This is a genomic window from Tateyamaria sp. LSS28 (assembly GCF_059611725.1).
Genome location: NZ_JCAPFI010000002.1, coordinates 1 through 15,534, shown reverse-complemented (window position 1 = coordinate 15,534; position 15,534 = coordinate 1). Strand labels below are relative to the sequence as shown.

The window sequence follows — 15,534 nt, the reverse complement described above, 5'->3', positions numbered from 1 at the left end:
ATGCGCCACCTCATCGGCTTCACCACCCTGTTCTGCAGCTTGGCCACCACCGGCATTGCCAAAGAATTCGATCGCCCGATCCCGCAGGCGCAGTCGGCAACCGCCGAATTCTGGTACGCTTTGGCCTGCGTGACCTTGTTGGCGGCCATGGTCGCGGTTCAATGGCTCGTTTCGCGCAGATGACCCGGCAAGGCTGGTCCACGCTGCGTATCGCATTGGCTCTCTATCCGTTCGGAGCGGGGGCCGCCGGGGTCAACGTGTTCTTTGCGTCGTTGATCCTCAGTTGGATCGGCGGGCCAGTGGCCTCAACCGGTTGGTCCATTATGCTTGGATGCGTCGTCGGCGGTCCTGCAACCTGGTACTTTGCGCGACATATCCGCCACCTGATGGACGTGGCTGACAACACGGAGGCAACATGAAGATCGACATCACCGACGGTCAACCTGTGATCGACGCCCGTGACCTTGGCAAGCTGTTGGAAATCGCGCCGGCGGACGTGCAGGAAAAGATGCGCGCGGGTGAGATTACAAGCAAGTACGAGATCGGGCAGGATGAAGATGCAGGCCGGTTTCGCCTAACGTTCTACTGCGGCGGCAGGCGGGTTCGGTTGACCTGTGCCGACGATGGCACAGTCCTCAGCACGATCCGTACGAATACGGAGACCAATTGATGGTACAATCGTCATCAGAACAAATGCGTGCATGGCGAGGGCCAGCGTTGTTCAGTTTCGGTTTCCGGCCCTTCTTTCTTTTCGGAGCGGTTTGGGTCGCCGTCTCCATGGTGCTGTGGCTCTTTTCTTTGTCCGGGATGATTGACGTGCCGACACGCTTCGACCCGGTCAGCTGGCATGCGCACGAATTTCTCTTCGGTTATCTTGGTGCAATTCTGGCTGGCTTTCTGCTGACGGCCGTACCAAATTGGACGGGTCGCTTGCCGATGGTCGGCAGGCCACTGGCGGCGCTTTTTGCGCTCTGGGGTGCAGGGCGGATCGCGATCCTTTTTTCCGCTGCTCTGCCGGCGGCGGTCGCGCCTGTCGTCGATCTGGCTTTCCCGGTGGTGCTGGGTGCGTTGATCTTGCGAGAGATCATTGCAGGCAAAAACTGGCGCAACCTGATCGTCTTAGCCCTGCTGGCCGTGTTTACGATGGCCAATGCGCTCTTCCACCTAGAGGCGCTGGAGGGTGTCTATGCGGCGCAAGGGACGGGCCTGCGACTGGGCGTAGCGACGGCCGTGATGATGATCGGCGTTATCGGGGGGCGGATCATACCGTCCTTCACCCGCAACTGGCTGGCCCATCGGGAAGACCCTGTGCGACCCGCACCACCAATGCAGAGGTTTGACAAACTGGTTTTGCTGTCCAGCTTGCCCATCTTGGCCTTGTGGGTTGTGCACCCATCTGAGTTTCATACAGGCATTGCACTGTTGATCATGAGCGGGCTGCATCTGACACGTCAAATCCGTTGGCAGCCGCATCACACGCTGGGTGAGCCATTGGTATGGGTTCTTCACCTGTCATATGCGTTCATCCCGTTGGGGGCCTTTGCCCTTGGGATGGATCAAATCCTTGGCAATCCCAGCACGGCGGGCGCGCAGCATCTGTGGATGACCGGGGCGATTGGATCCATGACGCTTGCCGTGATGACCCGCGCTACACTGGGTCACACAGGGCAGAGCCTGACCGCGTCACGTGCGACGGTCGTGATCTATCTATGCGTGTTCGGCGCTGCCCTGACACGCTTTCTGACGTCGTTGGTAGTTGAGTTAAACTATGCATCGGGTGTCTTGTGGCTGGCTGCGTTTGTGGGCTTTGCCATCGTCTATGGCCCGTCACTGTTGCGCCGGACACCGGAGAAGGCACGATGAGCTGGGCCGTATATGCGGTTGTTTTCGCACTGTTTTTCGCGACGCATTCCGTTCCGGTGCGGCCTGCCATCAAATCGCGGATCATTGCGCGTATCGGACTGCGTGGCTTCGGCATCGCCTATTCAATTCTGTCCCTTGCGGTGTTGTCTTTGCTGATCTGGTCCGCGGGGCAAGCGCCCTACATCCAGCTTTGGCCACAGATGGGTTGGCAACGCCATGTGGTGCATCTGGGCATGTTGGCCGTGTGCCTGATCCTGGCGTTCACTATCGGGCGACCCAATCCATTCTCCTTCGGTGGCGCGCGGCACAACGGTTTCGATCCCGCACGGCCCGGCATCGTTCGCATCACCCGCCATCCCATCTTGCTGGCGCTGGCGCTTTGGGCCGTACTCCATATGCTACCGAATGGCGATTTCGCACATGTGCTCTTGTTTGGTGTGTCGGGGAGTTTTGCTGTTGCAGGACGCGCGCTAATCAATGGGCGCAAACGGCGCGAGATGGGGGCAAATCAGTGGGATGCTCTGAACACTGCGGTCGTGACGGCTCCAATTTGCCAAGCACCTGTGTCTTGGGCAGGCATGGTGCTGCGGGTTGCAGCAGGTTTGGCTGCGTTTGTGACGCTACTGAGCTTGCATCCTGTAGTGATTGGCGTTTCGACATTCTGACCACGTAGAGCCACACTTGGTGGTCGTGCGGCTCTATCCAGTAATCGTGATCAAGATGCCCGACTAGCGGATAACTCAGACAAACGGCAGCTTAATCAGCGGATTGTGGTCCCGGTCAGCACCAAAATTTGCCCCTGCAGCGAATGGCGGCAATGTGGGTTGCGACTGCAGAACAACAATAAGGTGTCGAAATGCCGGTATGGGCCACGAGCAACGCTTATCGAAAGAGCGCATGGCAAGATGCCGCGCCGCCTCTGATGTCTGCAGTGAGCCCACCCTGTGAATTCGAATTTCTCGCTGTGTGCGCTCGCAGCACGAATACTGGCGCACATGCGGGTTTTCTGTTGCTGCTACGATACTGAGAAACCGGCCATTCATTCCCTGCGCAGCGGAACCAGATAAACCGATTTACGTCACGCGGACATTGCTGCTGTTCCAGGGCATGCCAAGTTAGCGCAGCGCTTTGAGCCGGGGTTTGGTGCCACGCTCGCTTGAGCCCCAAACAGCCTGAAGCGTCCGCGATTGGTTCACCGAATTATTCGTCCGAACATTGGCCATTGCCCAAGCAAGTAGAGTTGTGGTGTCAGCGCGGTGCTGAAGTTGGGCTGGGCGGGAGGACTGGAAGGCACGTCAGGCCAAGAGTCCAGCCTCCCGCAGTCACCCCAAAACACAAAGCTTGGAAAAAAGAGCGGACCATCGGCCAGAAAAGACCGCTACGTCGCACCTTGTATGCGTTCATTTCTGCTGAACCTCCGCCGTTCCCACCGATTGTCCCTGCGGCGTACACAGGCGTCCTTCCAATTCCATCACAAGGTTGCTCTCACGGCATCACGCAGTTCCGGATAAAGTATCCAGTTTCCGGGATCTGTTTCGTCGTGCGGCTCGCCCCGGAACGCAAGAAGCGAACTGCTTTCCAAAGCGACGGGCGTTACTCTCGAATCCGTCTCAAGGGCAAAATAGTCGGAGAACAAACGACCTGCATTCGCGAGTGATCTGTTCGCCGATGTCTGCGACTTGTACCCCGCCGCTTTCGCCAGTTGCTCATCTGTCAGCCCGTCTGCATCTGCTATCGACAATGCCGTCAGCATCGCGCGCTGCGGGCTTGTCAGCGCAGCGTGTCCGAGAGCTTCAGCGTATTCCTCGATGCTCGGTACCGAGATACCTGTGCGCGGGTCTTTTCTACGGGCTTCAATCCTGCGGTTCTCCCTTGCGTCGATGACATCGTGCAAGGCGATGATCGCGGCTTCTTCGGTCGCACCGCTTGCCTCGGCGATCACGCCGCGCGCCTCGGTTGGCGGTTTTGCAAAAGCGCGAGCGACGAATTTGCCTGCGAGAAGGCCGGACTTGATTTGATATCTGCCGTGCTCGCCCACGTGGATTGGAGGCCGCGCTTCTGTTTTGCCGACTTTGGCTTTTTTCGGCTTCGTCATACCATTGAAAAGATTTTCACCCCTGTTTGATCGGTGCCCCAAGCTTGAATCTGTCATTGGATATCCCCTTTCGGACGGTGATTTTCGATGCGGCGACGTCACTTTGTGGCGATGCCGTTAAGACGCAGGCCTATGGCTTTTTGGCGTAGCGCCAAGCCGCCTGAATTGCGAAGTGGTGAATTGAGTGCGCTGTGAACGCACCAGCTTTCCAAGCACGTCCATCAGGCTGAAAACGTCCGGATCGGAAACAAGCGGTCGACCAGTCGACGATTTAGTCGCGAGACGGGCGTGCGTACGATCGGACAAGACGGCGCTCAGGCTAGAGGCTTCGATTGCGTCAGCGAGGTCGCCTTATACAGGGATGGGCGCTCCGAAAGAGCGCCCCGGGCAATGCTCAGGCGAGCGCGATGTTAGTCGCACTTTCGCGGCCGTCTTTGCCGGGCTCGATATCGTACGTCACCTTTTGGTCGTCGTTCAAGCTCGTCATTCCCGCGCGCTCGAGTGCGGAAATGTGCAGGAACACATCCTTTCCACCCGATTCCGGCGCTATAAAGCCGAAGCCTTTAGTGGTGTTGAACCATTTCACTGTACCATTGGCCATATGAGTTTTCCCTTATGATCGCTGCCCACGACATGCGGCAGCCCGGCTTCTCACGACAATGTCGAGCGCTGTGAGCCGATAAAGGAAAACAGAAAGTCGAATGGAGGTCAGTAGCACTTTAAACGTGGTGCCTACCCGGGAGAGTTACAAGGTGCGTCTTGTCTGACAACAAATGTTTCCTTTGCCAAAGGGGCATTGATCTTCTATGGCTAGCAAGCTGCCGGGCACCCTGGTAGCGCGCAAAGGAAAGCCCGCATGTCGTTCAACGACCTGGCAAAGAAAGAGGCCGCCCAGAAAAAGGCCTTGCAAGAAAAAGAACCGAAATCACTGACCAAAACGAGCGAAAGCCCCGCATCGGGGACCAAGCCGGTCGATCCGTCACAGGACTGACAGGCGCGTCGCAGAACCTCTGAGCAGAACCTCTGATACGCCCAGTCAGAATTAAGCTCGCCGCAACAGGATTCCTCCTTCAAGGATCTCGTTGATCAGATCCGCTGCTGCCGCGTGCACGTGCCGTTCCGGTTCGGGGTCCTGTGCGTTTTCGAGGGTTTCCGCAGCATCGCGTAGAATACCTACGATCTCGCGTTCAGGAAGCACGTCGCGATCCAGCAGGGAGAGCAGCAAGGCCTCGCAAATCGAAAGGGCCGCCAAGCCCGCCGGGTCTGGTTGTTCTGACATTGCAGTATTCCTCGTTTCGTTCATGGCATCGCGTAGGGGCGAGGTCGTGATACTCCTGAACACTGTCACGGAGGTCTTTGTCGTCCGTACTGATCGAAAGCAGTCTCGATGAAGAGTTGTTTTTGGCGCATTCACCGGTTCGAGAGGGCCCAGCAATGGCAATTGAGACCAGCCCGCTCACCCGGAAACTCTCCGCCTTTGTCGAGCTTTCGACGTCAGAACTTGGCGTGCTGGAGCGGTTGCACGCGCGACGGAAATCCTTCTCCGCGGGACAAGACCTTGTGCATCAAGGCCAATCGGAACAGGCGGCCTATATTCTCGCGGCGGGCTGGGTGGTGTCCTACAAGATCCAGCCTGATGGATCGCGCCAGATCGTTGACTTCCAGATACCGGGGGATTTTCTGGGGCTGCGCAGCGTTCTCTTGCACACGTCCGATCATGGTATTGAACCGATTGTCGAGATCGAGGCGGCGGAAGTTTTGGTTAACGATCTTCTGGAGGCCTTTGCGAAGACGCCACGCCTTGCCACTGCCATCTTGTGGGCAGTCTCGCGCGACGAGGCAATGGTTGTGGAACATCTGGTTGGGTTGGGACGACGCAACGCAGATGCGCGCATGGCGCATTTCCTGCTGGAACTTGGAGTAAGGCTGTCGCTCGTTGGGATAGGTAGCAGGGAAGGTTACGCGTGCCCGCTGACGCAGTATCATCTGGCCGACGCTCTGGGATTGAGCGCCATCCATGTCAACCGTGTCTTGCGGAAACTCCGGGAAGACAAGCTTGTTACTTTTCGGGACGGCGTCGTGGTGTTTGATAATTACGAGGGTCTGGTGGCTTTGGCCGATTTCGATCCTGCGTATCTCGACCACGCGCGGCCTCTCTTGCCCTGAGACGGCCGCCCAAGGTCCGGATTCGGGCGACACAGGATCATTTTGCGTGCTTTTGGCTTCACATCAAGGCGCGACTTGCTTGCTTGAGTTCCTCGTGTGCTTCTTCGTCGTTTTCCGCTTCACGCACCTTTTCGGCAGCCTTGTAATCCTTGAGTGCCGCCGCCTTCTTGGGACCTTCGGGCGCCTTGTTCCAAGCGGTTTTGACCGATGCCATGTGTTTCACGGTCTGGTTTTCCTGGCTTTGATTTTCGTCGTTCATGGAAGTGCCCTTTCCTAGAAAATCCGAGGACAAGAGGCGCAAAAGCCACGTAGTACGAGGGAAGCACTTCATGCTTCCCGCGCCTCTAAGACCCTCGGCAAAATCGCAACCCTGACATGTGGTGATCAGGTCCCGCCCAGCGGGTTCCAGGTGCCTGCGTACTGACGCAAGTTAGCCCATCTGCGCCAGACTGTAGATCCGCGCGATCACCGCGACGCCAACAAGCACTGACAGAATCCAAAACAACCTAACCCGTGGAAAGCTGAAGCTGCCCGTTTGGCATTCGTTGACAAAAGGAAATGGCGCTTGCTTGGGTAGCAATGACACGAGCTTGGTCGCCCTGCTTTGACTTGCCAGAGCAAGCGCCGGTACGTCGGTGATTGCTTCAAAATGTGCGTTCAATCGAGCTGCCGCATCTTCCTTGGCAAGATGTGCAAGCTCTTTCGCTTCGGTCCAGGGTTCAAGTCCAAGACGCGCAAGCGCCGACAGAACCGTCACGGCTGCACCGGTTCTGTCTTCACCCACTTCTGCTTGCAGGAAGGCGTCGTAGTCGGAGCCATCCGGTCGGAGGACATCAGGGGCAGACATACGTTTCCTTTCGGTGAAAAGTCGCCAGAGAGGCTCACAGAACGGAACCCATTTTTGTAGCCATTCTGCCATCAGTTATTTCGGCGCGGGCTAATCTCGATCAGCATCGTGTTTGCAAGGATTGGTTAGTTTCCGCTCAATCGCTTTGGCTTCACGAGGGAGCCATGTTGACCTGTGCCAACGCGATGCGACTTGCGTGGTGGTGGCAGGTCTGTGGGAAGAGCTCCAAACCGACTGGGTGCTGCTCGACGCTGAACTCATGCCCTGGTCCGCCAAGGCGCAGGAACTGCTCAAAAGGCAATACCTGCCAACAGTGGCAGCAGCAAACTCGTCTGCTTCAGCGCTGCTGGTGGCAATTTCGAAGGCTGGGGAAATCGAGGGGCTGGAAGCCCTCCACAATCGCACTGAAACTCAGTTTCCCAACGCACAGAACTCATGGAGCAAACAATCGATGGGTACTGCTGGGCAGCGGACGATACTGAAGACTATCGTATAGCGCCCTTCCACATCCTCGTGAGCGAAGGCAAAGTCCATGCGGATCAGTCTCATATCTGGTATATGAAAACCTTGGGCAAGCTGGCCGATGCCGATCCGGCAAACGACAGGTTGGAGACGGATCGATCTGAATAGTGCAGCTGATCGCGAGGCGGTTATCAGTTGGTGGATGAAACACACTGACGACGGAGGAGAGGGGCTAGTCTTCAAACCCGACGCATTTACCCTGCGCGGTGACAAAGGCTTGATCCAGCCGGCAATGAAGGTGCGCGGGCGCGATTATCTACGAATTATCTGTAGTCCCGACTATGACCAGCCTAAGAACATCGAGCGCCTTCGCCAACGCGGGCTGCGGCGCAAATTCTCGCTTGCCGAACAGGAATTCAAACTTGGTTTCGAAGGGCTGCATCGGTTCGTGGAAGCTCTGCCTCTCTCTCTCTAAGGTGCGTGAATGTGCATTGGCGTTGTTTGCGCTGGAAAGTGAGCCAGTTGACCCAAGATTGTAGATTGAATGTTGCGTTGCATTGCGCAAAATGAGTTCTGCTCAGCCCATCGCCACGGCTTTGAAAAGGCATATGAAGTAAGCTCATTGACGTTGAGCTGCCATTTCTCCGCGTTGACCCTGTATTTTGCACTTCATAATAGCAAACTTGCTTTGAGTTTAAGGTGAAACCCGCGGAAAGACGGCAAAAGGCTTGCTAGAAGCAATTTGGGACAAGCTTCACACATTAGCGTCGCATTGCCAGCATCAGAGTGCAGAGCGTGCACTTCGGCAACGCTCTGCAACCCAACTTATATGAATGTCACATCGTCAAATAGCAGATTTACGTTGGTCACGTTGTTGAGCGTCAGCGTGTTGCCCTCGCCGAAGTCCAGCACAAGGTTGCCCTCCACAACAGATGCGTAGTTGGCGAGGTCACTGCCCACCGGCGTCTCTTCGTCCAGAAGGTCCGCCTCGATCTGCAGACGGTCGACGATCAGCGAGTAGTCACGGATCACATCGTTGCCATCTGTGAACACGAAGACATCCGCACCTTGACCACCACGCATCAGGTCGTCCCCAAGTCCGCCGTCAAGCGTATCATTGCCCGCGTTGCCTTCCAGGTTGTCGTTTCCGGCATCCCCGTTCAACACGTCAAAACCGTTTAGACCACGAAGCAGGTCATCGCCCTCTCCGCCGTTCAACTCGTCAAAGGCCAAACCGCCGTTGAGCGTATCATTACCCGTGCCGCCAAACAGGGTGTCGTTGCCGTTGCCGCCATTCAGACTGTCATCGCCGTCGCCCCCGTCCAGTACATCGCGCCCATTCAGGCCCAGAACGGTGTCGTTGCCGTCACCGCCATTCAGACTGTCAAAGCCAAGACCACCGTTCAAAGTGTCATTGCCTGCACCGCCATCAAGGGTGTCATTGCCGAAGCCGGCGTTCAGACTGTCGTCGCCAAAACCGCCATTGATGACGTCGAAGCCGTTCAGACCCAGAAGCGTATCATTTCCGGTCCCACCATCCAGACTGTCCGCGCCAATACCCCCATTCACGCTGTCGTCGCCTCCGCCGCCGATCACTGTATCGTTGCCAGCGCCGCCGGACAGCGTGTCGTCTCCCAGGCCTGCATCGACAAGGTCGTTACCACCCAGGGATAGGATCGAGTCGCCCGCAAATGAACCGGTAATGTCATCGGACGTCGATGTGGTGTCGCCTACAATCTCGATGTCGCCAAATTCGACAATCAGGCTGGTTGCGGTGGTCGAGAACTCGAGGTCGACGGCCTCATCAGAAGCTGCAATCAATTCGGGCAGATCGACTTCGGTGATATCCGCGGCAGAAAATTCAATGAACTGGACCGTGAAGCCAATGTCTGCGGTCAAGCTGGTGCCGGTGATAAGTTCGGCGCTTAGGCCAGCCAGAGCTTCGAGTGAGGTACCGAGAACAAATACGCGGCCCTGAAGGTCGACTGTTCCCGTCACTGTATACGTATCGTGGACGAGGCTTCCCCCCGACAGGTCGAAGTCAAAATCGAAGCCGCCGGTCGCAACGGTCAGATCTCCGTTGATGGTGATGTCTTCGATCCCGGTGGAGCTGCGCAGGATGTTGTCCTGAACGAGGTCCGCCTCGAACATGCCACCACTTGTGATATCCAGGATGCCGTTGTTGTTGACAACACCGCCGCGCAAAAGGCCGCCATTGCTTATCGTCACGATGGCATTGCCCCGTGCAAGCGGTGCATCTTCGGAGAAATCGGCGGTTGCGCCAAAGTCCAAGATACTGCCAGCGCCATCGACGGTCACACGACCCGTTGCGCCGTCATTCTCGGCAACAATCAGCAGCCCTTCTGCATCATTTGTCACCACCGCGCCGTCCAGAACATTGATCGTACCATCTGAACCTGCATCACGACCCGCACGCATGAAGCCGGTTTCACCGCCCTCAATGTTCACGTTGTCGGCCCCATCGATGGTTAGGGTGGTGCCTGCACCGGTTACCGTCACGACACCGTTTGAGCCTTCATTGCGTCCGGCCTGAAATCCGGGGAAGTCGCCGCCGTCGCCGGTAATCGTAACGTCCGCTCCGTCACGCACTGTGAATGTCCCGACTGTATCTCGACCGACTGTCAGAAATGCACCGAACTCGGGATTTACCACTTGTTCGCCGAACAAGTTGAGCTGCGTTCCCTCACCTTCGACAATAGTGTGACCCTCGCCTTGTCGACCCGAGATAAAGAACAACGTATCTACCACGGCACCATCAGAAATTGTGAACGTCGACGTTCCGCCGTTTCGGCCTACAAAAATTGCATCTTGTTCAGCCACCAATCGGGTCCCGGCACCTGTGACAAGCGCCGCTGCCATGCCTCCATCGTTTGACGTTGAACTGCTCCCTGACAACTGCAAGCCACCGCCGAATTCGTCTCCGGCAAACAACTGAAATTGCGCTCCGTCCCGCAGAATGAACGAACCGTCTGCCCCTCCTTCACCGATACGCATGAAGCCGTTGGAACCAGTGCGATCTGCGCTGCCTACTGTCACGGAAGTGCCCGCACCTTCAACGATCAGCGTCCCATCCGCGGTTGCATCGGTCCGGCCGTTCAGATCACCGACGCCAACAAACTCTCGTATTTGCAACTGCGCGCCGTCGCGGATCGTAACTGTGCCTGAGGCCGAAGTCACCGACATGTCTTGGTCGGTAATGCGCCCCACTTCAAGGTTGCCCTCCGCTCCGTTGGACAAATCTACTCGAGTGTTTGTGCCTTCGATGGTCAGGTCGGCTGTTCCGCCTTGTCCCACCGATATCCTGCGCGCATCAACATCTGCGCCATCCGAGATGGTTACACTTGCCGTGCCCGTATTTTGACCAACATCGATGCTGCCATTTTCAACAACAAGTGTCGTGCCGGCGCCGGTTATCAATCCCGTCGCGTCGCCACCGGGTCGATCTGATGCGCCGGAGAACTGGATGCCGGCACCAAATTCGTTCTCATCGCCGCGTAACAAGGTGAATGAAGCTCCGTCGCGAAGCACGAAGCTGCCTGTTGCCCCTTCTTCCGCAACCCGCATGAAGCCGTTTAAGCCGGTGCGATCCGCACTCCCTACCGTGACGGAAGTGCCTGCTCCTTCCACGATCAGCGTTCCCTCCGCGGTAGCGCCGGCTCTACCGTCCAGATCACCGACACCAACGAAGTCTCGGACTCGCACCTGGGCGCCATCGCGGATGATAATTGTTCCCGTGGCTGAGGTCACCGAAGGATCCTGGTCGGTTATGTGGCCGACTTCAAGGTTGCCCTCTGTCCCGTTGGACAAATCTACCTCGGTGTCCGCACCTTCGATAGTCAAGTCGGCGGTGCCACCTCGTGCCACTGCAATCCGTCGCGCATCAACATCAGCACCATCCGAAATGGTCACGCTGGCCGTACCGGTGTTTTGGCCGATATCTAACGTGCCATTTTCGACAACAAGTGTGGTACCGGCACCGGTTATTAAGCCAGTTGCACTACCGCCGGGGCGATCTGATCCGCCGGAGAACTGGATGTTTGCGCCAAACTCGTCCTCGTCGCCGCGGAACATGGTGAATGCAGCTCCGTCGCGGAGCACAAAGTAACCTGTTCCGCCCTCTTCCGCGACGCGCATGAACGCGTTTTGACCCGTTCGTGCCTCGGTGCCAATGTTGAAGACTGTTCCAGCCCCTTCAACAATCAGCGCGCCCTCGGCTGTAGCGCCCGCAACACCATCGGTATCCGCGATACCCACGAATTGGCGGATGTTCACCTCGGCTCCATCTCGCACAATCACAAGCCCCTCGGCCGAGCGATTGGTCGTAGTATCCGTCAACCCGTCATCGGGGGGGGATATCGTGCCAATTTCCAACGATCCACGATCACCACCTGCCGAATTGAGGACTGATACTTCGGTGTCGGTGCCTTCTATCACCAGTGTGGCGTCCACGCTTTGACCACCCGCGGTCGGTGATCCGTCCAGATCGAAAGGCCCAAAGTTCACACCAATCTGTAACCCGCGGCCCGAAGTTGCATCCGGGTTATCAATGACAACCTGCGCGCCATCACTGATGAAGGCCGTGGCGGACGTGCTTGCGCCAAGCTCAGTTGCCATGCGGAACCGTGTTGAGTTGCCAGCCTGACCGGTCATCGTCAGCGTGGTCGCTGGCCCCGAAATCGACAGGATGCTGTCGGTGCCGGACGTTGTTCCAAAATCGTCGCCTACTGTAACTGTTGCGTTGCGAGCGATAAAGCTTGTGTCGTCGCGTTGAAAATTGCCGATGTCGTTGAGCACGGTCAGCGACCCTAACCCTTGCGCCGTCGAGTCCGCATCACCTATCGCTGTCTGGAACGATACGTTCTGGAAGAAAATACCATTTGCACTTGCTGGTCCAGGATCCGCTGGCAGTCCAAAATCAACTGCATCACCGGCAAACAAGGCGTCGAGTTGTTCCTGAGTTAGTGGCATTTTTAATTCCCCAAAATCTAATATGCTTTTGCACTGAAATCATGTGCTATCGAAACTGGCGATATCGTAGGAAAACAAAACTTCAAAAAAAAGTTTTTTTGACTAGCCTGAAAAATATTCACGTTCAGGTTGGAGGTGAGATCGAGATCATCAATAATTGAGACAGAGCAACTGGGTTGTAGGAAACGGATATATATTAAAAATTTTATTTAAATTCAACAACTTAAATTGGAATATTTCTGCGGCACGACGTTGGTTCCTCTTAAGGTGGAAGGGACGCGTTGATGCGCGCCAATTACCTGTTCCCATCGAAGATAAGCCTGTGCGATTCTCAGTCGCGAGCGTAACAGAGGCGCAGCAAGGGAGCTGGACAGGCGGCAAAGAGTTCACACCCCATTGCTTGAGTGCGGGTGTCGGTTGACGCAAACAATGGCCGCCATTCTGGCTTTGCCTCTTTGCGTGCGAGCTTGGCATACAATTCATAGTAAACGGTTCCCAGCCCGCTGCCCACGCCATGCATGTATACGAAAAACCCCGACGACGCGGAATTGAGTGGCGGGCGTCAGGTCAAACGCAAACTCTGCACAACCAATCCTGATGCACATCCTATTGAAGCTGCGCTTGCGCGTTCCCAAAAATAAAATTGTCCGGCGCGTTGCGCGGCCTAGCAAGCCAACACTCTGGAAAGGGTACTGAGCAAAACGCAACCCCGATCAAAAAATACTCGTGTAACCCGCACATCGCATTCGGCAACTCCAATTGGACCGGATCACACTCGACCACAGCACTTATTAGGACACTCACCGTTGATGAACGCGGCGCATTATTGTGCTGAATACGCCGCCGCGTACCGTTACTCTCCAAGGTCTAAAAGAATGTTACATCATCAAAAAGCAAGTTGACGTTGGTTACATTGTTCAAGGTCAGGGTGTTGCCGTCGCCGAAATCCAGCACCAAATTCCCGTCCAAAACTGACGCGTAGTTGGCCAGATCAGAGCCCACGGGCATAACCTCATCCAGAAGATCCGCATCAATTTGCAAGCTGTCCACTATCAGTGAGTAATCTCGGATGACATCGTCACCGTCCGCGAACACAAAGACATCAGCCCCCTGACCACCGCGCAAGAGATCGTCACCTAGGCCACCATCAAGCGTGTCATTGCCTGCATTGCCCTCAAGATCATCGTTGCCCGCATCGCCATTGAGCACGTCAAAGCCGTTCAGCCCGCGGATCAGATCGTTGCCATCCCCGCCATTCAAAGTATCGAAGGCGAGCCCGCCGCTGAGCGTGTCGTTTCCCGCACCGCCCTCCAAAAGATCATTGCCGTTCCCACCGTTTAGATTGTCATTACCTAAACCACCGCTCAGGGTGTCACGACCGTTAAGACCGAGCAGGAGGTCATTCCCGCTTCCACCTTCTAAACTGTCAAAGCCGAGCCCGCCATTTAGGGTGTCATCGCCCGCGCCGCCATCAAGCGTGTCGTTGCCAAAACCGGAGTTCAGACTGTCATTGCCATCGCCGCCGTTGATTACGTCAAAGCCGTTCAAACCCAACAGAGTGTCATTGCCCGTTCCACCATTGAGTTCGTCGGCCCCAATGCCTCCATTTAAAACGTCGTTGCCCGCTCCACCGTTGACAGTGTCGTTCCCGGCGCCGCCCGCGATTGTGTCGCCGGTCAATGTGCCATCAAGTACAGCCGAAGCGCCGGCACCGCCTATGCTCACCCCGACTATGCCTAGATCTGCTACCAAGTCTTCGAAAGTCAAAACGGTATCGAAAAGATCGATTTCCTCGATGCCCGAGATTGTATCGATCCCATCGGCAGTGATTTGAATTCGCTCGTTGTCGAGCGCTTCCAAAGTCAAGTCCGCCTCATTGGCATCGATTTCCAACCGATCGAACCCACCGCCACCTTCGATACTGTCATCACCGGCATCCGGATCTAACGTGTCATTGCCCGCGCCGCCGATCAGTGTATCGTTTCCGTCGCCGCCGATCAGCGTGTCGTTGCCATCGTCGCCGAACAGCAAATCGTTTCCATCCAGCCCGCTCAGGCTGTCATCTCCTGCGAACCCGTTGATTACTTCGGAAATCTCTGTTCCGAGCAACGTGTTGTTGTCATCGTTTCCATTTATTGTCGGGCGATCTTGAATTGTGCCGGTGCCGGCTCGATCCTCGCCAGCAAGAAAGATCGGCAGGTCGTCAAAAACCAGTGAAAAGGTTTCCGGGACTTCATCGATGCGATCCCCGAGGATGTCGACGGCGACGGAGGCGACGGTTTGGCCCGGGGCGAAGGTGACGGAGCCTGAGGTGGCCACATAGTCTTCGCCAGCCAGTGCGGTGCCGTCGGCGGTGCTGTAGTTCAGCGTGATGCTCTGGTCGAAGGGTTGGGAGAGGCGGATCTCGAACACGGCCTGCTGGCCGCCGGCATCGGTCTCGAAGACCAGCGGGTCGGAGACAAAGAGCGCCAGGTTCTGGCCGCCATCGCTGTCGAGGATCACACCTGTTGCGGTCAGCACCGGTTCACCGCCCGACAGGATGGCGTTGACCGGATCGCTGAGTTCCAGGGTGAAGTTCTCGTCGAACTCGTCCAGGTCGTTGCCGTTGATGCTGTAGGCGATCTCGGCCTGGGTGCTGCCCGCCGGGATGGTCAGGGTAAAGGTGTCTTCGGCCGAGGTGCCGCTCACATCGCCGCGCCCCACCAGGGCCGTGCCGTCCTGCACCGCCCGGTACTGCACCGTGATGTCCGACAATGACGGCTCCGACAGGTTGACGCGGAACACGATGGTGTCCGTGATCTCGCGCATCTCGCCTGCCGAGACCGAGATCTCCGGCAGCACATCCGAGCCGTCGTCATTGAGGATCTCGGCCACGCCGGTGGCGTCGTCGACCCCGTTGGCGATGGGGGCGGTGGGGGTTACCACGAGGGAGAAGGTCTCGAGGATCTCGTTGATTGTATCCCCGAGGATGTCGACGGCGACAGAAGTGACGGTTTGGCCTGGGGCGAAGGTGACGGAGCCTGAGGTGGCCACATAGTCTTCGCCAGCCAGTGCGGTGCCGTCGGCGGTGCTGTAGTTCAGCGTGATGCTCTGGTCGAAGGGTTGGGAGAGG

The 15,534-nt window shown here is 56.8% G+C and carries 15 protein-coding genes and 1 pseudogene; 9 read left to right on the top strand and 7 right to left on the bottom strand.

The features are described from left to right. The 5 genes from AC53L6_RS04825 to AC53L6_RS04805 are packed head-to-tail and all read left to right on the top strand — an operon-like array spanning nt 1 to nt 2,528. Complete coding sequence (locus AC53L6_RS04825; protein ID WP_299601196.1) at nt 1–183, top strand: protein NnrT; 183 nt, start codon at nt 1–3, stop codon at nt 181–183. Beyond that, nucleotides 162–419, top strand: a complete 258-nt coding sequence (locus AC53L6_RS04820) for an NnrT protein (protein WP_496907012.1) — start codon at nt 162–164, stop codon at nt 417–419. Before AC53L6_RS04825 ends, AC53L6_RS04820 begins: the two co-directional genes overlap by 22 nt. Next, the gene (locus tag AC53L6_RS04815; RefSeq protein ID WP_299601193.1) at nt 416–670 is read left to right on the top strand and encodes a DUF6522 family protein; all 255 of its coding nucleotides are present in this window, start codon (nt 416–418) and stop codon (nt 668–670) included. Before AC53L6_RS04820 ends, AC53L6_RS04815 begins: the two co-directional genes overlap by 4 nt. Beyond that, nucleotides 670–1,863, top strand: coding sequence for an NnrS family protein (locus AC53L6_RS04810; RefSeq protein WP_496907011.1), 1,194 nt, complete (start codon nt 670–672; stop codon nt 1,861–1,863). The genes AC53L6_RS04815 and AC53L6_RS04810 overlap by 1 nt, the downstream gene beginning before the upstream one ends. Continuing rightward, a complete protein-coding gene (locus AC53L6_RS04805; RefSeq protein WP_496907010.1) occupies nt 1,860–2,528 on the top strand; it encodes an NnrU family protein in 669 nt (222 codons plus the stop codon). Before AC53L6_RS04810 ends, AC53L6_RS04805 begins: the two co-directional genes overlap by 4 nt. A gap of 806 nt (nt 2,529–3,334) precedes the next feature. Here AC53L6_RS04805 and AC53L6_RS04800 read toward each other — a convergent pair. Continuing rightward, nucleotides 3,335–3,958 (bottom strand): hypothetical protein, encoded by a 624-nt coding sequence (locus tag AC53L6_RS04800; protein WP_496907009.1) that lies wholly within the window; start codon nt 3,956–3,958, stop codon nt 3,335–3,337. Between the two features lie 394 nt (nt 3,959–4,352). Further along, nucleotides 4,353–4,559, bottom strand: coding sequence for a cold-shock protein (locus AC53L6_RS04795; protein ID WP_299705074.1), 207 nt, complete (start codon nt 4,557–4,559; stop codon nt 4,353–4,355). A 255-nt stretch (nt 4,560–4,814) separates the two neighbouring features. Between AC53L6_RS04795 and AC53L6_RS04790 the strand changes: the two genes are divergently transcribed. After that, nucleotides 4,815–4,949 carry a hypothetical protein gene (locus AC53L6_RS04790; RefSeq protein ID WP_496907008.1) on the top strand — a complete coding sequence of 45 codons (135 nt, stop codon included), beginning with the start codon at nt 4,815–4,817 and terminating at the stop codon, nt 4,947–4,949. 51 nt (nt 4,950–5,000) lie between these two features. Here the strand turns inward: AC53L6_RS04790 and AC53L6_RS04785 are convergent, their stop codons facing one another. After that, the gene (locus tag AC53L6_RS04785; RefSeq protein WP_496907007.1) at nt 5,001–5,237 is read right to left on the bottom strand and encodes a hypothetical protein; all 237 of its coding nucleotides are present in this window, start codon (nt 5,235–5,237) and stop codon (nt 5,001–5,003) included. Nucleotides 5,238–5,392: 155 nt separating this feature from the next. On the opposite strand from AC53L6_RS04785, the gene AC53L6_RS04780 reads away from it, so the two are divergent. Beyond that, nucleotides 5,393–6,124, top strand: coding sequence for a Crp/Fnr family transcriptional regulator (locus AC53L6_RS04780; RefSeq protein ID WP_496907006.1), 732 nt, complete (start codon nt 5,393–5,395; stop codon nt 6,122–6,124). A gap of 58 nt (nt 6,125–6,182) precedes the next feature. Here the strand turns inward: AC53L6_RS04780 and AC53L6_RS04775 are convergent, their stop codons facing one another. Then, nucleotides 6,183–6,383 (bottom strand): hypothetical protein, encoded by a 201-nt coding sequence (locus AC53L6_RS04775; protein ID WP_299746785.1) that lies wholly within the window; start codon nt 6,381–6,383, stop codon nt 6,183–6,185. 171 nt (nt 6,384–6,554) lie between these two features. After that, nucleotides 6,555–6,971, bottom strand: a complete 417-nt coding sequence (locus tag AC53L6_RS04770; RefSeq protein WP_496907005.1) for a hypothetical protein — start codon at nt 6,969–6,971, stop codon at nt 6,555–6,557. Between the two features lie 112 nt (nt 6,972–7,083). Between AC53L6_RS04770 and AC53L6_RS04765 the strand changes: the two genes are divergently transcribed. Beyond that, nucleotides 7,084–7,467 carry a hypothetical protein gene (locus tag AC53L6_RS04765; RefSeq protein ID WP_496907004.1) on the top strand — a complete coding sequence of 128 codons (384 nt, stop codon included), beginning with the start codon at nt 7,084–7,086 and terminating at the stop codon, nt 7,465–7,467. Then, nucleotides 7,407–7,908, top strand: a pseudogene (locus tag AC53L6_RS04760) (hypothetical protein). The gene AC53L6_RS04765 and the pseudogene AC53L6_RS04760 overlap by 61 nt, the downstream one beginning before the upstream one ends. A gap of 350 nt (nt 7,909–8,258) precedes the next feature. Here AC53L6_RS04760 and AC53L6_RS04755 read toward each other — a convergent pair. Together AC53L6_RS04755 and AC53L6_RS04750 are read right to left on the bottom strand one after the other, a co-directional pair. Further along, a complete protein-coding gene (locus AC53L6_RS04755) occupies nt 8,259–12,422 on the bottom strand; it encodes a beta strand repeat-containing protein (RefSeq protein ID WP_496907003.1) in 4,164 nt (1,387 codons plus the stop codon). A gap of 867 nt (nt 12,423–13,289) precedes the next feature. Beyond that, nucleotides 13,290–15,534: Calx-beta domain-containing protein (locus AC53L6_RS04750; protein WP_496907002.1), on the bottom strand; the 2,245-nt coding region annotated here is incomplete at its 5' end.